This is a genomic window from Spirulina sp. LEGE 11439, assembly GCF_059821285.1.
In genome coordinates this window covers 23,104-41,726 of record NZ_JCAMRX010000014.1, presented here as the reverse complement: position 1 = coordinate 41,726, position 18,623 = coordinate 23,104, and the positions used below count along the sequence as shown (strand labels likewise).

The 18,623-nt window shown below is 44.4% G+C and carries 15 protein-coding genes; 8 read left to right on the top strand and 7 right to left on the bottom strand.

Annotation, left to right across the window (positions count from 1 at the left end):
• Window positions 1-30 precede the first annotated feature (30 nt).
• The 4 genes from AC6RV6_RS11955 to AC6RV6_RS11940 all read right to left on the bottom strand — a co-directional run bounded on the left by AC6RV6_RS11955 (window position 31) and on the right by AC6RV6_RS11940 (window position 3,398).
• The gene (locus AC6RV6_RS11955; RefSeq protein ID WP_500241070.1) at window positions 31-558 is read right to left on the bottom strand and encodes a hypothetical protein; all 528 of its coding nucleotides are present in this window, start codon (window positions 556-558) and stop codon (window positions 31-33) included.
• Window positions 559-829: 271 nt separating this feature from the next.
• Window positions 830-1,399: a cytochrome C gene (locus AC6RV6_RS11950; RefSeq protein WP_500241069.1), complete on the bottom strand. Its 570-nt coding sequence runs from the start codon at window positions 1,397-1,399 to the stop codon at window positions 830-832.
• A gap of 38 nt (window positions 1,400-1,437) precedes the next feature.
• Entirely contained in the window at window positions 1,438-2,355 is a 918-nt protein-coding gene (locus tag AC6RV6_RS11945) for an AAA family ATPase (protein WP_500241068.1), read from the bottom strand.
• 65 nt (window positions 2,356-2,420) lie between these two features.
• Window positions 2,421-3,398, bottom strand: coding sequence for a bifunctional riboflavin kinase/FAD synthetase (locus AC6RV6_RS11940; RefSeq protein WP_500241067.1), 978 nt, complete (start codon window positions 3,396-3,398; stop codon window positions 2,421-2,423).
• Window positions 3,399-3,576: 178 nt separating this feature from the next.
• Between AC6RV6_RS11940 and AC6RV6_RS11935 the strand changes: the two genes are divergently transcribed.
• A complete protein-coding gene (locus tag AC6RV6_RS11935; protein WP_500241066.1) occupies window positions 3,577-7,035 on the top strand; it encodes a GAF domain-containing protein in 3,459 nt (1,152 codons plus the stop codon).
• A gap of 48 nt (window positions 7,036-7,083) precedes the next feature.
• Here AC6RV6_RS11935 and AC6RV6_RS11930 read toward each other — a convergent pair whose 3' ends face one another.
• Complete coding sequence (locus tag AC6RV6_RS11930; RefSeq protein WP_500241065.1) at window positions 7,084-7,866, bottom strand: peptidoglycan-binding domain-containing protein; 783 nt, start codon at window positions 7,864-7,866, stop codon at window positions 7,084-7,086.
• 419 nt (window positions 7,867-8,285) lie between these two features.
• Here AC6RV6_RS11930 and AC6RV6_RS11925 point away from each other — a divergent pair, with 419 nt between their 5' ends.
• The gene (locus tag AC6RV6_RS11925; protein WP_500241064.1) at window positions 8,286-9,074 is read left to right on the top strand and encodes a hypothetical protein; all 789 of its coding nucleotides are present in this window, start codon (window positions 8,286-8,288) and stop codon (window positions 9,072-9,074) included.
• Window positions 9,075-9,254: 180 nt separating this feature from the next.
• Entirely contained in the window at window positions 9,255-10,154 is a 900-nt protein-coding gene (locus AC6RV6_RS11920) for a hypothetical protein (protein WP_500241063.1), read from the top strand.
• Window positions 10,155-10,244: 90 nt separating this feature from the next.
• On the opposite strand, the gene AC6RV6_RS11915 is transcribed toward AC6RV6_RS11920, so the two are convergent.
• The gene (locus tag AC6RV6_RS11915; RefSeq protein WP_500241062.1) at window positions 10,245-10,685 is read right to left on the bottom strand and encodes an SH3 domain-containing protein; all 441 of its coding nucleotides are present in this window, start codon (window positions 10,683-10,685) and stop codon (window positions 10,245-10,247) included.
• 195 nt (window positions 10,686-10,880) lie between these two features.
• On the opposite strand from AC6RV6_RS11915, the gene AC6RV6_RS11910 reads away from it, so the two are divergent.
• Window positions 10,881-11,858, top strand: a complete 978-nt coding sequence (locus AC6RV6_RS11910; RefSeq protein ID WP_500241061.1) for a cysteine synthase A — start codon at window positions 10,881-10,883, stop codon at window positions 11,856-11,858.
• 50 nt (window positions 11,859-11,908) lie between these two features.
• Here the strand turns inward: AC6RV6_RS11910 and AC6RV6_RS11905 are convergent, their stop codons facing one another.
• Entirely contained in the window at window positions 11,909-13,069 is a 1,161-nt protein-coding gene (locus tag AC6RV6_RS11905) for a ferrochelatase (RefSeq protein WP_500241060.1), read from the bottom strand.
• 308 nt (window positions 13,070-13,377) lie between these two features.
• On the opposite strand from AC6RV6_RS11905, the gene AC6RV6_RS11900 reads away from it, so the two are divergent.
• The 4 genes from AC6RV6_RS11900 to AC6RV6_RS11885 all read left to right on the top strand — a co-directional run bounded on the left by AC6RV6_RS11900 (window position 13,378) and on the right by AC6RV6_RS11885 (window position 18,605).
• Complete coding sequence (locus AC6RV6_RS11900) at window positions 13,378-14,196, top strand: radical SAM protein (RefSeq protein ID WP_500241059.1); 819 nt, start codon at window positions 13,378-13,380, stop codon at window positions 14,194-14,196.
• Window positions 14,197-14,375: 179 nt separating this feature from the next.
• Entirely contained in the window at window positions 14,376-14,969 is a 594-nt protein-coding gene (gene recR / locus AC6RV6_RS11895; protein ID WP_500241132.1) for a recombination mediator RecR, read from the top strand.
• 50 nt (window positions 14,970-15,019) lie between these two features.
• A complete protein-coding gene (locus AC6RV6_RS11890) occupies window positions 15,020-15,922 on the top strand; it encodes a hypothetical protein (protein ID WP_500241058.1) in 903 nt (300 codons plus the stop codon).
• Between the two features lie 124 nt (window positions 15,923-16,046).
• Window positions 16,047-18,605 carry an HD family phosphohydrolase gene (locus AC6RV6_RS11885; RefSeq protein ID WP_500241057.1) on the top strand — a complete coding sequence of 853 codons (2,559 nt, stop codon included), beginning with the start codon at window positions 16,047-16,049 and terminating at the stop codon, window positions 18,603-18,605.
• Window positions 18,606-18,623: the final 18 nt, after the last annotated feature.

Sequence of the window (18,623 nt, the reverse complement as noted above, 5' to 3'; positions counted from 1 at the left end):
GAAGAGCGATCGCACAAAGATAAAATCTCTTTACGCAGGAACGGTTATTTTTTTTTGGTTCGGAAACTGTCTTTTCCGTTGCTGCGGGACGAGTTGAACTCGCTTTCTGTGCTGTCTGGCCACGATCATTGTATTGGGAAGTACCCCGACAATACTGGCTAAAATCTCATCAGAAAGTTCTGCGATCGCTTTACGTCCAAAATATCGCTCCATCATCATGACCATTAACGAAGCCCGTTTGAGCGGTACGGGATGTTTAATGGCTTTTTGCGCCGATCCGATCCACTTTTGACGAATGAGAAAAGACTCTCGTCGTTGTCCGTAAGATTCAGGATAAGTTAACGCCACTTTTCCGACTGGAATCAACTGATGGCAATCTAAATCTAGCATGCCTCCCACTGCCGATCCCGGTCCCAATATTTCTGCATGATGGGGATGGCAAACAATAACTCCTGCTCCTTTTCCGCCTTTGACAAAAAACAATTGTCCGCTTCTTAAGTTAGGAAGAACTTGGGTAGGTGCAAATAGTGGGTGACGACTTAATGCTTGATTTGACATCTCAGTTTCATTGCCTTCGGAACAGGAAAGTTTTGCTGGTGGGAGATGGAGTGCCTGAATGCTTTAACTCGGAAGCCTGTTCGCTCTACGAGAAGGCTAAGAATCATCAAAAAGTAACCCCATATCGAACCCTGACCGACCATCTTTATTCTAGGTCTTATCATCATCGAGCAACACCGGGAATTCCGCGATCTTCAGCATCAACTTTTGTGACATTCATCACACAATACTAGGGAATTTACTTAGGCCAGAGAATATTCCTTGCGATCGCCTAGACTCCATCTCGCAGACTGCGATAGTTGAATTCCGAAGCGCGATTATGACAAGTCGTACAAGTGTTTGCTGTTTGTATTTGTTGAAACTCAACTTTGGGATGTAGGGCGCGGAAATAACGAGAGTCAGCAATGCGAAAAGGCGGTTCTCCTGCTTCCCCATAAGTGCGAGAAAATAACTGAATATAGTTCCACATCAAGATAATTTCCGGTGAAATAATATCGCGAGTTTTGACGTTATAGTGCTGAGGTAGATTTTGCAGTAAAAACTGCCAAGTTTCTGTCGGTAAAATTTCTGTAGGGAGAGCAACATGGCATTCTCCACATCGTTCTACATAAACATCTCGGGCAAATGCTAAGTCTTCGGGAACGGGATCTACAGATTTTAAATTAGATTTTAATGTGGGAATGGGTTCTGGGGATTGAGAATACACCGGATGATTCGTTCCCAATGCGATCGCCAGACCCACTCCGATCGCCAGACTCCAGAAAAAAATTAAACCCGCCAAAATCCAAGGAGATTTTGGCGTTCTTTTGTGTTGCGATTTGTAGCGTTTGCGTTGAATCATAAACTCAATACTTGATTTTATTGCTCATTGCTCATTGTTTATTGCTCAATGGGAATTGTCCGTAGCAGGCGATCGACAATCGTGCGTGCCTGTTTGCCTCCCGAGGGGATGAGACGATGAGAGAGAACGTGAGGGGCTAAAAATTTAACATCATCGGGAAGAGCATAATCCCGTTGTTGAATGAGAGCATAAGCCTGAGTTGCTCGCTGTAGGGCAACCGTTCCCCTCGGACTGACTCCCAAGGCAATTTCATCATCTTCTCGGGAAGCCCTGACGAGATTGAGCATATATTGTTGCAGAGCCGTTGTTACTTTAACTTGACTGGCGAGGCGTTGCAATTCCAACACTTCTTCGAGACTGATACAGGGTTCGAGAGTATCGATTTCTCCCAAGGTTTTCTCTTGCTGGCGTTGGAGCATTTGTAATTCTTCTGCTTCGCTGGGATAACCCAAACTTAAGGATAGGGTAAAGCGATCCATTTGGGCTTCAGGCAGAGGAAAAGTGCCTTGATATTCAATCGGGTTTTGGGTGGCGATAACAAAAAAGGGAATAGGCACTTTGCGGGGTTGTCCGTCTACAGTCACTTGTTGCTCTTCCATTACTTCAAGTAAGGCAGACTGGGTGCGAGGAGTGGCTCGATTAATTTCATCGGCCAGAAGGACATTCGCAAAGGTGGGTCCTTCGAGAAATTCAAATTCTCTGGAACTGGGATTCCAAATGTTCGTTCCCGTAACATCACTGGGAAGCAGATCGGGGGTGCATTGAATGCGCTGAAATTTGCCATTGACGGAACGGGCGAGGGATTTAGCGAGGAGGGTCTTCCCGACTCCCGGTACGTCTTCGAGAAGGGCGTGACCGCCACTAATGAGAGCCACGAGAACGAGGCGAATGGCATCATCTTTGCCGACGATGGTACGGGCGAGATTTTTGGTGAGTTTGGAGATGCGATCGGTCATTTCAGTGAACAGTTATCAGTTATTAGTTATCAGTGAAGAAGGAGAGGAGAAATAGTTCATCCTTTTTATCGAGGGATCTTTCTTTCTTCAAGGAATTTTCTCGCGATTTCGCAGTCGATCGCGATCTGTTCTTTGAGAGCATCGAGAGACGCAAATTTTTGTTCGGGTCGAATAAATTTTTCTAAGGAGACGGTGAGGGTGCGATCGTAGAGATCGCCATTCCAGTCTAAGAGGTGAACTTCAATAATGGGGGTTTTCCCGTCATTGACTGTGGGACGACAACCGAGATTCATTGCACCTTTTAGGAGGGGTAAGCCTACGGCCTCGACTTCTACAGCATACACGCCATAACGGGGTAAAAATTTATCGGCAGGAATATCGAGATTTGCTGTGGGAAAGCCGATCGCACGGCCGAGTTGCTGTCCTTTAATGACGGTTCCGTTTAAGCGATAAGGACGACCGAGAAGCTGTTTGACGATATCGATCGCACCCTCGTGTAGCGCTTGACGAATGCGGGAAGAACTGATGCGCTGTGCGGCGAGTTCTTGTAGGGAAACGATCGCGACTTCTCGATTGAATGTTGCTGCGATCGCTTTTAATTCTTCGGCATTTCCAGCACGATTTTTGCCAAACCGAAAATCGGCTCCCACGCAAATCAGACGCGCTTGCAAGCGATCGAGTAAAATTTCTTTGACAAAGGCTTGGGGACTTAAATTCGCGAGTTCCCGATTGAAAGGGAGTAAAATTAACTGTTCGACTCCCAATTGTTTGAGTGCTTCGGCTTTTTCTGCTAGGGGGGTTAACAGTTTGCGACTTTGACCCGTGAAAAATTCCCTCGGGTGGGGATTAAAAGTGACCACGGTGGGATAAATTCGAGAGGATTCAGGGGGGATTTCACTACCCGCGCCGATTCCTGCCAATTCTCGATTTCCTTGCAAGATTGGCTGTAGAACCTGCCGATGACCCCCATGAATGCCATCAAAATTACCGAGGGCGATCGCCGTCGGCGTTAATGCGGTTTCAGTCGATGATGTTACCCACACGCTTTACATTTTGAAACAATTTGCTCGATCCTACCCCAATTTGTCTCCTCAGTGAAATTCTCTGCCCAGAAATCTTCAGTCAGATTGAGTCGTCCGAATCGGGAATAGCGATCGCAATACTGGGGAAGAGTTTCCGCCATAATAGTTGATAAGGTGTATCGGACTCCTCCCAAACAGCATGATTGAAACCCAAAACGCAACCTATCGCTATACCGTCGGCGGACATTTGCACTTAGATGCGCCAAGTTATGTGGTGCGCCAAGCCGATCGCGAACTCTATGAAGGTTTGCAGGGGGGAGAGTTTTGTTACGTCCTCAACTCCCGCCAAATGGGGAAAACCAGTTTGCGCGTCCGCACCATGCACAAGCTGAAAGAAGAGGGGATTGCCTGTGCTGCGGTGGATTTAACCAAGATCGGTTCTCAAGATATTACACCGGATCAATGGTATGCCGGGGTGATGCGTCGCCTCGTCACGAGCTTTCGCCTGCCAATTAATTTGCGGTCTTGGTTGCGCGATCGCGAGTTTCTCCCCCCCATTCAACGCCTTAACGAACTAATCGAACAAGTTTTATTGGAAGTGGTGCGCGATCGCATTATCATTTTTATCGATGAAATTGACAGTATTCTCAGCCTCAATTTCCGCACGGATGATTTTTTTGCTTTCCTTCGCACTTGTTTGGAATACGAGCGCCTCACTTTTGCTCTGTTTGGGGTTGCGACTCCTTACGATCTGATCCAAGATAAGAACCGCACGCCCTTTAATATCGGTCGAGCGATCGAACTCCACGGCTTTCAACGCTATGAGATACAGCCTTTAGTTGTGGGTTTGACGGAGAAGGCTGGCAACCCGGAAGTGGCGATGGAAGCGGTTTTATATTGGACGGGAGGACAGCCTTTTCTCACGCAAAAACTCTGCAATTATCTGTTAAATGACGATACTGCACCGCGATCCGGACGAGAAGCGCAGTGGGTCGAAAACGTCGTGCGCGAAAAGCTCATTTCTAACTGGGAAGCACAAGACGAACCCCCACATCTGAAGACAATTCGCGATCGCCTTTTGCTCCCCGGAAAACGCACCGCCACCCGTTTAAGTCTCTATCAACAAGTCCTAGAAGGAAAGGCGATTTCTCCAGACAATGATTATGAAGAAATGGAATTACGTCTCTCTGGATTAGTCGTGAAACAAAGCGATTGTCTCGTTCCTTACAACCAAATTTATGCCACAATTTTCGATAAAAGTTGGGTAAAAAAGTCACTAAATTCCATTCAACCCAGTTTCCAACAATTAGTTGCCGAACAAGAACAAAAATTACTATCAATGCTCGGCTCGATGGAAGGGCGAGATTTTGATGACGTTCTTTCTTCTATTTTAGGCTCTTTAACCTTGAAGCTAGGGGAATTACTTGAAGCCGATCGCGTCAATATTTTCTTTATTGATAAAGATAAAAATGAACTCTGGTCTATTTTAGCACGAACCAGCGTTAGTAACTCCACTAAAATTCAAATTTTTGCCAATAATCAAACTGCCGGACGAGTCACGATTTATAAAAAAGCAGTTAATGTTTCCATGGATTTTTCCGAGTCGGAAGATTGGGATACAATCGTCGCAGAAGTGCAAGATCAAGGGACTGCCTATCGCAATGAATTAACATTACCCATTGTTAACGATCGCGATGATATCGTGGCATTTTTACAAGTGGTTAATAAGCTCAAAAAGATTTTTAATCCCGATACTCCCCTCGTCGATCGCATTGATTCCGAAGGATTTACAGAAAAAGACCAACGGCAACTCGAAAGTTATTCTCCTGCCATTCAACGTATCCTCGAACGCTGCCAATCTTGTTATAAATTAACCCAACGCTTGCAAACCTCTGAAGCTCTCACCGAAGCAACACGAACGATTGCCCAAAGTACCCTCGATTCCAAAGAAATTATCGGGCGCGTTATGGAAGCAGCAAAACGATTAATGAATGCCGATCGCAGTACCTTATGGTTATTAGATGAAGAGGATGACGAACTCTGGACAGAAATTCCTTTTGAAGATGGAACCGTACGAGAAATTCGCGTCAATGTCGGTCAAGGTTTTGCCGGACAAGTTGCAGCAACAGGACAAGCCTTAAATATTCCTTTTGATCTCTACGATCATCTTGGAGCAAATACAGCCAAAAACACCGATCAAAATACAGGATATCGGACTTGTAGCTTACTTTGTATGCCTGTCTGGAGTCCAGAAGGAGAACTCATGGGGGTGACGCAATTAATTAATAAAAGAAGGCAGGGAGATTATCCCGAATACGATCCCGACGATTGGCCGGAAGCACCAGAATGTTTTCGCGATAGTTTCGATGCGAATAGTCAAAAATATATGAAAATTTTTAATTCTCAAGTGGGAGTAGCACTACAACACGCCAAACAATTTGAAGCCATGAGGCTCCAAGCAGAAAGCAGTCCTCAAAGTGTGGTCAGTCAAACCCTTGCCATGTTAAATAAAGTGATGGACGGTCAAGGGTTTGATGATATTTTAGATACGACTTTGCGATCGATTACCTCAAAAACTGGTAAATCTTTATGTGCCGATCGCACGACCATCTTTTTACTCGATGAAGATAAAAACGAACTCTGGTCGATTATTGCCGAATCTGAAGACGAACAACCTTTAGAAATTCGTATTCCCGTGAATAAAGGCATCGTGGGAGAAGTGGCTAGAAACAACCGGCCGATTAATATTCCTTACGATTTCTATGACGATCCGCGATCGATAACAGCGAAAGAACAAGACAAAAAAAATAATTATCGGACTTATACAATGGTGGCGTTTCCTTTAACCAATGAAAACGGTCATCTTGTTGCGGTTGTCCAATGTATTAATAAGTTAAAACGCTTTTACGATCGCACGGCTTCCCTTGCGGATAGAATCGATCCTCAAGGGTTTAGTAAAGAAGATGAAATTCGCTTTACTGAAAATGCACCCTTAATTCGCATGATTTTAGATAGTTTCCGGTCGTATCATAAAACAGCACGAGGACAGCGAGTTGCGGCTGCATTAATGGCCGCAACGCGATCGGTGACGCAAAGCAGTTTAGAACTCGATGCAATTTTACAACGAGTGATGGATGCCGCGAAAGATTTAATGAATGCCGATCGCAGCACTTTATGGTTACTCGATCGCGAAAATAAAGAACTCTGGACGAAGATTCCTTTTGGAGATGGGGAATTAAAAGAAATCCGCATTCAAGTCGGCCAGGGATTTGCCGGACAAGTTGCAGAGACGGGATCTTCTCTCAATATTCCTTTCGATCTGTACGATTATCCTGATTCTAAAACGGCTCAAGAAACCGATCGCAAAACGGGTTATCGCACTTGCAGTTTACTCTGTATGCCAATCTTAAATCCCGATGGAGAATTAATCGGAGTCACGCAATTGATCAATAAAATTAAGATCGAACGCTATATTAATTACAGTCATCACGATTATCCGAATCATAACATTCCTCCTTATTTTCAAACCAGTTTTGACCAAAGCGATCGGCAATATATGCTAGTTTTTAATAACCAAGTGGGAGTAATTCTCCAAAATGCCGAACTCTTAGCAGAAGTTCGCAAACAAGAAGAATCTTTACGAGATAGTTCGGTTTAAATCTCATCACATTTTGATAGCTGTAAATTTAGTGATGATTGATTTTCTTTAATCATTTTTTTGGATTACATCTGTTGCCCTCACCCCGTACCTTTCTCTAGCAGATTCAATCGCTTGTTGGGTTGTTTCTTCCCAAACTCCATCGATCGCACCGTCATAAAATCCTGCTTGTTGCAAGCGCTGTTGTAAACTGCGAATTTGTTGAGGACTGAGGGAACGCTCGAGAGCAATAATAGTCTTTTTTCCGACAATTCCATCGACGTTTAAACCGCGATCGCGCTGAAATTTCATCACCGCTTCTCGGGTGGTTTCGTCATAAGTTCCTGTCGGAGAAATCAATAAATAACCGAGAGTTTGCAAACGTTGTTGAATTTGTCGGATGGCATTGCCTTGACTGCCGAGGGCGAAGGTTGGCAGAGAAGGAGAGGAAGCCGGAGAAGTGCTGGGAGGAGAGACACTGGGAGAAGTATTGGGACGGGTTTGCGATCGCGCTACAGCAGAAATTGCGGCGCGAGTTTGTACCCCAGCAACTCCATCCTCAATTAAACCGCGATCGCGCTGAAATTGGCGCACGGCAGCCTCGGTTTGTTCGCCGTAGAGTCCAGTCACCGGACCGTTATAAACCCCGATCGCTTTTAATAATTCTTGTAATTCTTCCACCGCTTCACTGCGATCGCCTCGCCGTAAAATCTCGGTTTGCCCGTAGAGGCGCTCTCGATGCTGGGAATTGATGGGACGATTGTTATGGGGTGTCAGGGCGATCGCGCCCTCTATTGCGCCAATAATGCCGATGATTATGCCGATAATTAACCCACTACTCTGCTTTATCATTGCCGTTGTCCCTCATTCTTGGCTATTTTTCAAGGTGATGCCACTTTCTCTTCTTTTTACCATTCGCAGTTGAGATTGAGATGATTTTTCAGAAATTTTGCGGCGATCGCTTTCCTTCTTCGTTAATTTTTCTTTCTTGAAGGAGATTTAGGGAACAGCGCGATCGCCCCAAGCGTCTAGGAAAACTAAATTCAAACCTTGGGCATAAATACTTATTCTGGAGGAAAGTTGCTTGCACGAAATAGGGTTATGCCATGCCGATTTATGACAAAATATTACAAAAATCCGGAATTTGGCATAAAAAGGAAGATTTTTCCCAGAACACACTATAGATATTTAATATTGCTGTATTTTTCAGGGTTTCGCGTGCAGATATTAATTAAATCCGAGGATAGGATTAATTCACGTCAGATTTTTGTATGGTTGTAAATGTTCGGGCAATTATGAAAGATATGAAACACTGGAGTAGATCGCTTGCACTTTTGGCGCTGCTATTGGGAAGTCTTGGAGAAGGAGGGGCGATCGCGTCAACCGAAAGCCAAGTTAATCTTTCACGACAAGATTCCCAATTCAATATTGCTTCACCTCAGCTTTCTTTTCAACTTGCACAATTCAATGATGACTTAGGCCAACAAGGAGACTGTCGTGCAGTTAAACGAGAAACTCCCATTTATAGCGCTAATAGTATTCGAGCCATAACAGGATTTTTCCTTAATACCAATGATATCGTCTATCTTTTGGAAAATAATAGAAACGGACAAAGATTAATTGCAGTTTCCGATCGACAACGTAATTTTTTAGGTTACATCGAAACAAGCGAGCTTAAATTTTGTCCTCCTATTATCACCCAACCACAAACAACATTCCCTCAAACAACATTCCCTCAAACAACATTCCCTCAAACAACATTCCCTCAAACCACACGTCCTCCACAATTCCCTCAAACCACACGTCCTCCACAATTCCCTCAAACCACACGTCCTCCACAATTCCCTCTATCCTTAAATCGATGCGAAATTATTAGAGAAACCAATCTCTATGATTCTCCCGGTTTTGATTCTAGAAAAAGAAAGTTTTTAGAAATTAGCGAACGTGTTGAAGTCGATCCGCAAAGAAATGGTATGGCAAATAACTTTCAATGGCTCTATATTTCCACCACTCTTGGAGATTCTGGATGGGTAATTAGCGATAGTATCGGTTGTCGTTAAACCTATCTATTTTCAGAATCCTTTTACTTTTAGTATCGCAGAGTCAAAAATAAAAGGTAACGCACTTGCAAAAATTAATATTTATGTATTTGTCATAGTTGACATACAGATATTAATTAAATCAAAGAATGGGATCGATTCAGGTCAAGTTTTTGTATAGTTGTAAACGTTAAGGAAATTATGAAAAATATGAAATGCTTAAATAGCTCCTTGGTTTTATTGATGTTGACCCTAGGGATCGTTGGAGAAAAAGCAGCGATCGCGATCGCACCAACCTCAAACCAAGACTCACTTACCAAACAAGAATCTCAATTTAATAACACTTCCGATCGGACTTCTTGGCAACTCGCACAAACTGATTTAGGCCGACAAGGAGAATGTCGTGCTGCCAAACGAGAAATCCAAATTTATGGAGAAAATAATATCAGGGCGTTAACGGGAATTTATTTAAATGCTAACGATGTCGTACAGCTTTTAGAGAATAATAGACGAGGAAAACGGTTAATTGCAGTTTTCGATCCACAACGAAATATTTCGGGTTATGTCGAAACCAGCGAACTTAAACTTTGTCCTCCAACTTCCCTTGCTGCTTCTCCAACAGTACCATTAACAGTCCCATTCAATAGCATTCCTTCAACACAATTCAATACCATTCCTTCCACACGATTTCATACTATTCCTTCCACACGATTTCATACTATTCCTTCCACACGATTCAATACCATTCCTTCCACACGATTCAATACCATTCCTTCCACACGATTCAATACCATTCCTTCCACGCGATTTAATACTATTCCTGTAACACAATTCAATACCGTACCTTTTAATACAACTCCTTCAGCCGTGCCTTCGGTAACATTTTCTCCGTCAGTCAATCAATGCCAAGTGATTCGGGAAACTAATCTTTATGAGTCTCCCGGTCTTAATTCTATAAAAGGAGAGTTCTTAGAAATTGGCGTAAATGTTGAAGTCAATCCGCAAAGAAACGGAACAGCAAATAATGTTCAGTGGATTTATGCCTCAACTGCTTTTGGAGATTCTGGATGGGTTATTGTCGATAATGTTGGGTGTCGGTAAACTACCCTATGTTAATGAAAAAAGGGACGCTAAATTCTATTAGCATCCCCTAACAATCTTAAATAGATTGAAGACTTTAATTTTTCTGCATTAATCTTCTTCAATGCGATCGCTATTTCCCGCTTTAACCCAACCTTCCTTATCGCTTCCGGGGAGGCGAACGCGATCCCATTTGCCATCATCTGTCGTTCTCAAAACAATCATTTCTGCATCGTAGGGAATGATCTCGAGGCGATTAGCATCTAAATTGGGCTTATCCCGCAGACTCAAACCATCCGGCCAATTCACCCGGACGCGATAAGCACCAGCAGGTAATGGGACAGAGGAAGGCTTAGGAATGCTTGCGGTTTCCTCTTCTTGAGTTGTAGAACCTTCTGAAGATTGGGGGCGTTCTTCCGGGAAAACGGGCTTGGACGGGGTAACGGCCATCTTACTGAAAAAATAGTATCCTGCCGCCGCTCCACTTACGCCTAAAATTGAAACACCGAGGATAATACCAAGAAAAAATTGAGCAATACTGGCTAAATTCATAAATTTTATACGCTTAAATTTTTTGATTGTCTAGAGGAAATAATCGCTGAGTTCACGCGATCGCAATAGAGATGAATCTTAAAAATCTCAGTCCACAGTATTTCCTAGCAGATTATCGGGCATTTGTCAACCTTGGGAGAGATTTGATTTCGCGGGATAATTTGAGACATTGTAACGAATATCCACAAGACGAAAATGGCAGATATCAAAAACGGTTTTATCGGGACGGTGGGCAACACACCTCTCATTCGCTTAAATAGTTTTAGCGACGAAACGGGGTGCGAAATTTTGGGAAAAGCAGAATTTCTCAATCCGGGGGGATCGGTCAAAGATCGCGCTGCCCTCTATATTATCGAAGATGCGGAACGAAAAGGACTCCTCAAACCGGGAGGGACAGTTGTAGAGGGAACTGCGGGCAATACAGGCATTGGTTTGGCACATATTTGTAATGCCAAAGGCTATCAATGCTTGATTATTATTCCCGAAACTCAATCTCAAGAAAAAATCGAACTGTTGCGGACATTAGGGGCAGAAGTTCGCACAGTTCCAGCAGTTCCTTATAAAGATCCCAATAATTACGTGAAACTTTCTGGGAGAACTGCCTCGGAAATGGAGAATGCAATTTGGGCGAATCAATTTGATAATTTGGCCAATCGTAATGCCCATTATGAAACGACGGGACCGGAAATTTGGCAACAAACCGATGGAAAAGTGAATGTTTGGGTAGCTGCGACGGGAACCGGTGGAACTTATGCTGGGACCGCTATGTTTTTGAAGGAGAAAAACCCAGAAATTCAATGTATTGTTGCGGATCCGATGGGCAGTGGGTTATATAGCTATGTGAAAACGGGAGAAAGCAAACCGGAAGGGCGATCGATTACTGAGGGAATTGGTAATAGTCGCATTACGGCAAATATGGAAAACGTTCCCATTGATGATGCCATCCAAATCGATGATAAAGAATGCGTGCGTGTAGTCTATCAATTATTGCAAAAAGATGGCTTGTTTATGGGGGGATCTGTAGGAATAAATGTGGGGGCTGCCTATGCACTGGCGAAACAATTAGGACCCGGACATACGATTGTTACAGTGTTGTGCGATGGCGGTTCTCGCTATCAGTCTAAACTTTTTAATCGCGATTGGTTGGCAGAACGAGATTTGTTGCCCGATTAAACAATCGAGTTAGGTTTATAGGGACGTAAAATTTTACGTCCCTAGACAATTTAATGATGATGATGACCATTGTGGGCATGGTCGTGATGATGGTGATGATGATGGGAAACTGTCGCTAATTGAGGATTAACAATGACTGCTTCTTCTGATAGTAAAGCCTCAATTTGAGGATTTGCCCAGTTTGCTACCATTTTTAGAAACTCGGGGCGATCGTTCGCGCAAGGCATGCGGAGATAGGCAATTTTTGAGTTGGATTTGTTGAGACTTTCGATAATATGTTCGACATCTAAAATCGTTTCATGGTTTTCCGTCACGAACCCGATCGGCATCATTACGATTGCTGTTGCACCCAAATCGATTAAGTTTTTAGCGGCAAGTTCGACATGGGGTTGAGTCCATTCAATTAAAGGGGTATCGTGGTTCAACCAACCGACAGATATTAAAGGATATTTATAGATGAGTTTCTCGCGAACTTTTTCGTATAAAGCCTCGCTTTCCATAATTCCCGATGTAAATCCTTTGGCTTTATGAGGACAGCCGTGATTCATTAAAATGATGCCAATTTGAGAGGGTAAATGGGATGAAATCAAGTCCTTTTCAATGCTTTCTTCGACCATTTGCGCTAAGAAATTGATATAGTCTTCGCGATCGTAAAAAGAGGGAATATAGCGCGTTCCTTGCAGCCAATGTTCTCCCTTATCGCTTAACTGACTCAAGGCTTTATTCACTTGTTCGACTGCAATTCCACTGGTAAAAATAGAATCGACAACGAGGAGAGGATAAATTAATAATTTGGTAAACCCTTCTGCTTTGATTTCTGCGAGAACTTGTTCGGGAAGAAAAGGGGCGCAAAAGTTAAAGGCTTTAAAAACTTTAATGCGATCGCCCCATGTTTCTTGTAATTCTTGTTCGATGCCCGATCGCTGTTCTTCAAAAATCTTGTTATGAGGGGAAATAAAATTACCGTGTTGATGTCCCCATTCATGCAGGTCGAACATGGCTAAAAGTTTAGCCATAGGAGGATAAATCCAAGTGGGAACTGGGGCAAATTTTGCCGTTAATAAGTTGAGTGCTTGTTCGTTATAGTTGGCAAAGTCTTCATAACTTTCAACTTCCCCATATCCCATTAATAAAACCGCGACGCGATCTTTTTGGTTCTCTTTCTGGGTTTCTGGAGATGTTGTTTGCATTCTTTCTGGGGTAGCAACCACGTCATCACTCCTAAGTTAATTAAAATTTAAACAGAAGGTTTGAACCCTGCGATCGCTACTATAACACTCATCTTAAAAAATAGGGGTAGGGGGGATTCTGCAATTTTTTCTGCGATCGCAATTTTCTGAAAAAAATATGTAGAAATAGGCGATTCTCTCGATTTAGCGCTAAAATCTAAGTAGGTAAACTCTATATCAATTTAAATTGCGATCGCTGATTATCTAATTTTATCTAAATTGCTGGTATATTGTTCTTATCTATTTTTTCTTAATGCTTATTTTTGGACATTCGTTCAGAGGAAGAGGAAATGCAATCTATCCAATCGAGTTTAACCTTTCCTACCGTTTACGGTCCTGTTTCTTCGTGGCGCTATGGACAGTCCTTGGGGATCGATCCCATCGGTCAAATTTCGACTTGTTCTTTTGATTGTATCTATTGTCAACTGGGTGCGATCGAAAATCATACCGCAAAACGCGATATTTATATCCCCACAGAACAAATTCTCATAGAGTTACAAGATTTCACGCCTTGGGATGTTGATATTATTACTTTGAGTGGCAGTGGAGAACCGACTCTAGCCGCAAATTTAGCAGACATTTTAACCGGCATCAAAATGCTAACAAATTGTCCTACTCTCGTGTTAACCAATGGGACGATGTTGGGAGAATCTGAAGTTTGTAATGCTTTAACACAATGCGATCGTGTTTCGGTCAAATTGGATGCGTTTGCAGCCGATACATTGCAACGCATTAATCGTCCCGTCCCCGGCATTGATTTTAACAGTATTTGGCAAGGAATTTTACAATTTCGGCAAGTTTATTCGGGAGAGTTTGGCATTCAGACTATGATATTAACGCCTTGGTCGGAAGAAAGTTTAGAAACTTATATTCAGTTAATGCGATCGCTATCCCCCGATGAGATTCAACTTAATACTCCTACTCGCCCCAAACCGATAAAACGTCAACTCGATGGACGGGGAAATCATAGTAATTTTCGAGAGCGTTCTTATGAAACTAGACAACTGAAATGTGTCAGTCAAGATATACTCGAAAAAATAGGAATAGAGATTCGCGATCGGACTAAAATTTCAGTCAGATGGAAATCTGAAGAAAATCAACCTAGTTGAAAAACCAGAGTTAAAGCGCATTTATATCAATACATTATCATTGCCAGAATTCAGAGTAAATAGATTAACTTGCAAGCAAAATAAAAATCTGTCTTCTTTCATCTATTCTCACTGAAAAGCTGAATATTTGTAGGAATTTCGAGTATAATAAAGAAAGCGTATTTGGAGAGAAAATAAAAATTTATACGCCACCCTTAGCTCGTCTGATCGAGCAACTGCAAAAACTCCCCGGAGTCGGTCCAAAAACCGCCCAACGACTCGCCTTACACATCCTCAAACGCCCTGAAGATGACGTGCAAGCATTGGCACAGGCACTCATTGATGCGAAAAAACAAGTAGGATTTTGTCGGATGTGCTTTCATTTATCCGCCGAACCCGTTTGTTCTATTTGTCGCGATCGCAACCGCGATAAAGCTGTGATTTGCGTTGTGGCGGACTCCCGAGACGTGATTGCCATCGAAAAAACCCGAGAATATCGCGGCACTTATCATGTTTTGGGGGGCGTTATTTCACCAATGGACGGGATCGGACCCGATCTGCTCAATATTCAACCTTTAGTGCGGCGAGCGAGTCAAGCCGATGTGGAAGAAACTATTTTGGCCATCAGTCCGAGTGTGGAAGGAGAAACGACGACTTTATATATTGCTCAACTTTTAAAACCTTTCGTTAGGGTCACTCAAATCGCTTTTGGTCTGCCGATGGGAGGTGATTTAGAATATGCAGATGAAGTCACCTTGGCTCGGGCATTGGAAGGGCGACGGGAATTGCTTTAATTGGTTGTTAGTGATGAGTTATGAGTTATTGGTTGTTGGGAGAAAAAAACATGCAAAAATCGCTATTGAGTCAATTTGAAGGGGGACTACTGGGCAGCGCGATCGCATTAACTTTTCAGAATAACTCGCAAGCTATTGCTCCTTGGGTAACGATTCAAGATTGCGCGATCGCAACCTTCCTTGATACAGGAAAATTAGCAACGCCAGATTGGTTCAAACAGATCGAAAATTGCGATCGCTCCTTGTTAGAATTCCAGAAAACAGGAACGAGTAGTGAAGTTGCCATCGCTCTTTTACCCGCAATCCTCTTTTTTCACGACCGTTCCGCACATCTTAACGCCGAACTGACCCGCACGGCTTCCCTTTGGCTGCATCCCGAAGAATCCCTCGAGGAAATTTTATTGTGGGGAGAAGCGATCGCCTCGATCCTGCAAGGACAAATTAATACTTCGCAAGTTTTGTGCGAGCAATTTTTACCTGCTCTTGCCCTCCATTACCCTATTGTTGCCAATCCTTTAAACTCCCTGCAAGATGCGATCGAAAGTGGATTAAGCCTGACTCAGACCGTGAGAATGTTAAGCGATCGCTGTCTTTCTCAAAGAGAAATTACCCTCGCCTTATACTGTTTTAGTTCGACTCCCGAAGATTTTTTGCTGTGTTGGCATCGCGCTCAGCAACTTTCCTCCCTCGCCCCCCTCACCGCAATCTTAACCGGAGCGATCGCCGGTCTCTATAATAGCCCTGTCGGTTTTCCTCCCTCTTGCTGCATCTCCCCCCAAAGTCAGCAAAGATTAGAAAAAGCCCGCTTATTATTTTCAGCGTGGTCTGGATGCCATTCCCTCGATCGCCTGTCGCAGATTGCCATTGGTGCAGCAGGGACGATACAACCGCGAAAAGGTTTTGCTACGATTAGTCAGCACCAATCTTTGACTCGCTCCCATCCTGCAAAATAAGTGCCTCTTAATTTTTCTTAAGAGATAGCGAACCTTCTTTTAAGATTCCTCGTAAAATCATATTCATTGGGTTAACTTGGTGGGAAACTAAAGTTTTTACAGCGCTCACTCACGCAAAAACATCATGAAAACATTCCAATCCTTAACCCAACGCTTACTCGCGTGGCGCAGTCGTGCCAAGCGCAGTCGCTCTTCTCCCCCCTGGGGTGATATCGAGCCGATGAAAGGACAGCCGATAAAGCGACAGCCAACCCCCCACAGAGAAGCTCGCCAAAAAATCCCCCCACCCGTGATGTTAGTTTTTGCGATCGCTTCCCTCACCACGGCGATCGGCTATCGCTTCTACAATCAACCCCGCCTCAGAGAAGGAACGATCGCGCCGAAAACGATTTGGGCAACTCGAGATGCAACAGTAATCGATAAAGAGTTAACCGAAGAACGCCGCAAAGCCGCCCAAACGGGTCTCGTTAAAGTCTTAACCATCGATGAAGCCATTACTCAGCAAATTCGCGGCGACTTGAACGACTTTTTAGCGCAAGTGGAACAAATGCGGCAAATCGCCGGAGCACTCCCCTTTGCAGAAGATAGCATTCTTTCCTTACCCACTCAGCGCTATCTCCGCAATAGCAGCCCGGAAGAATGGCAAGGACTGGCGGATACTTTAAAAAAATCTTTTCAAATCAGCGTTTTTCCCCTGCAACCTCAAGATATTGAGGGACAAAATTTAACATTAGATGAGAGTGCGAGCGAACTGCCAGCAACCTCCTCAGCCGTCACTTCTCCAGCCCTCAATAAAAACAAAAAACCGACTAATCTAGCCTATCAACAAGCTCTGATTGAATTGACGGCCTACGGTCGTCAAGAGGGAGCGCAAGCCTTGGGGAATTTGCTCGATCGCGTTTACTTCATTCGCGAAGGGTACGCTCGGGCGCGGGCTGAATTCGCCAACCCCGAAGGCACTCAGAGTTTAGAAAACTACCAACGCACTCTCTTGGATCTGCGAGATGAAACTTGGGAAGGGACGAAAAATGGCATGGTAACCGCCCTAGATCGCATCCTCGCTCAAGGTATTGTGGACGGAATGCCCGAGGTGTTGCAGAAAACCGCCGTTAAAATTCAATTGCGATCGCAGATTCCCGCCCTTACCGCCCCTCTCGCCACCGAACTGATTACCGGGCTTTTGCAGCCCAATTTAGTTGAAGATAGCGAACAAACCAAACTCCTTGCCGAACAAGCCGCCGATAAGGTCGAACCCGTCGTCTATGACGTTCGCCAAGGAGAAAACATTGTTAAAGCCGGAGAAGAGATCGATCGCCGCACCTTTGTTGTCTTGGATGATTTTAAGGAAAGTCGTCGCGGGGTTGACTGGCAGGGCTTAATTATGACGGGCATGATGGTTACGGGTTCTGTTGTCCTCTTCGTTTTTGTCAAACGTCGCGCCAATGTGAGATTGCGCTGCCGCGATCGCATCCTTTTGTGTTTGTTAAGTGTCAGCACTCCTTTACTCATTGACATCGGCCAAAACAATTTAGCCGGTATCGGCCTCTTAACCAGTAGTTTTTATCATCCCGCCCTTGCCGTGACCCAAGTGGTTTTACTCACGGGATTATCAGCATTTAGCGCCATTGCGGGGGGAAGTGCCGCGATCGTACCTTGGGAAATTCTCTTGGCCGGGGGAGCGGGTTCTCTCTTAACCTCCATCGTCGCCGGACGCTTGCGCTCTCGGGAAGAATTGGCCTTACTAAGTGGTGGAGTCGGCTTGATCCAAGGGAGCGTTTACCTCTGTATTACTCTCATCAGCAGTTCGACGGCGGCGGCAATTTGGGCCGTCGTCCTGCCTCAAGCCGCACTCTTTGGAGTGTGGGGAATGGCTTGGTGTACGGTTGCTTTGGGGGTTTCTCCCTATCTAGAGCGAGTTTTCGATCTCGTTACTCCTATTCGCTTGGCGGAATTATCCAACCCCAACCGTCCCCTACTCAAGCGTTTGGCTTTGGAAGCCCCCGGTACATTTCAACATACTCTCTTTGTGGCTTCCCTCGCGGAAGCGGCGGCACGGGAACTGCACTGTAATGTCGAGTTAGTGCGAGCGGGAACCCTTTACCACGATATCGGCAAAATGCACGATCCCTTGGGATTTATTGAAAACCAAATGGGCGGACCGAACAAACACGATGCCATTGGCGATCCGTGGAAGAGTGCGGACATTATTAAAAAGCACGTTACTGAAGGGCTAGTGATGGCACGCAAATACAATCTACCCCAAGCCATTCGCAATTTTATCCCCGAGCATCAGGGAACGATTTTGATTTCCTATTTTTATTTTCAAGCCAAGCAGCGATCGCAAGCCGAAGGATTTGCCCTCAACGATGATGATTTTCGCTACGACGGACCCATTCCTCAATCTCGAGAAACCGGGATCGTCATGCTGGCGGATGCCTGCGAAGCCGCCCTGCGATCGCTCAAAGATGCGACCCCCGAGATGGCACTCAATACCATCAAGAAAATTTTCCGAGCGCGATGGCAGGACGATCAACTGGTAGAATCTGGCTTAAAAAAAGAGGAACTCCGCACGATCGCGGAAGTTTTCGTGCGGGTTTGGCAGCAGTCCAACCATCAGCGTATTGCCTATCCCAAAGGCGCTCTCGATATCAAAACAACCGCCCGAGCCAGCGTGAAATCATAACAAAAAGCGGGCATTTGC

Excerpts from the sequence above, each read along its gene's own strand:
- AC6RV6_RS11955 (WP_500241070.1), bottom strand. The coding sequence starts at position 558 with ATGTCAAATCAAGCATTAAGTCGTCACCCACTATTTGCACCTACCCAA.
- AC6RV6_RS11950 (WP_500241069.1), bottom strand. The coding sequence starts at position 1,399 with ATGATTCAACGCAAACGCTACAAATCGCAACACAAAAGAACGCCAAAA.
- AC6RV6_RS11945 (WP_500241068.1), bottom strand. The coding sequence starts at position 2,355 with ATGACCGATCGCATCTCCAAACTCACCAAAAATCTCGCCCGTACCATC.
- AC6RV6_RS11935 (WP_500241066.1), top strand. The coding sequence starts at position 3,577 with ATGATTGAAACCCAAAACGCAACCTATCGCTATACCGTCGGCGGACAT.
- AC6RV6_RS11930 (WP_500241065.1), bottom strand. The coding sequence starts at position 7,866 with ATGATAAAGCAGAGTAGTGGGTTAATTATCGGCATAATCATCGGCATT.
- AC6RV6_RS11925 (WP_500241064.1), top strand. The coding sequence starts at position 8,286 with ATGGTTGTAAATGTTCGGGCAATTATGAAAGATATGAAACACTGGAGT.
- AC6RV6_RS11920 (WP_500241063.1), top strand. The coding sequence starts at position 9,255 with ATGAAAAATATGAAATGCTTAAATAGCTCCTTGGTTTTATTGATGTTG.
- AC6RV6_RS11915 (WP_500241062.1), bottom strand. The coding sequence starts at position 10,685 with ATGAATTTAGCCAGTATTGCTCAATTTTTTCTTGGTATTATCCTCGGT.
- AC6RV6_RS11910 (WP_500241061.1), top strand. The coding sequence starts at position 10,881 with ATGGCAGATATCAAAAACGGTTTTATCGGGACGGTGGGCAACACACCT.
- AC6RV6_RS11900 (WP_500241059.1), top strand. The coding sequence starts at position 13,378 with ATGCAATCTATCCAATCGAGTTTAACCTTTCCTACCGTTTACGGTCCT.
- AC6RV6_RS11890 (WP_500241058.1), top strand. The coding sequence starts at position 15,020 with ATGCAAAAATCGCTATTGAGTCAATTTGAAGGGGGACTACTGGGCAGC.
- AC6RV6_RS11885 (WP_500241057.1), top strand. The coding sequence starts at position 16,047 with ATGAAAACATTCCAATCCTTAACCCAACGCTTACTCGCGTGGCGCAGT.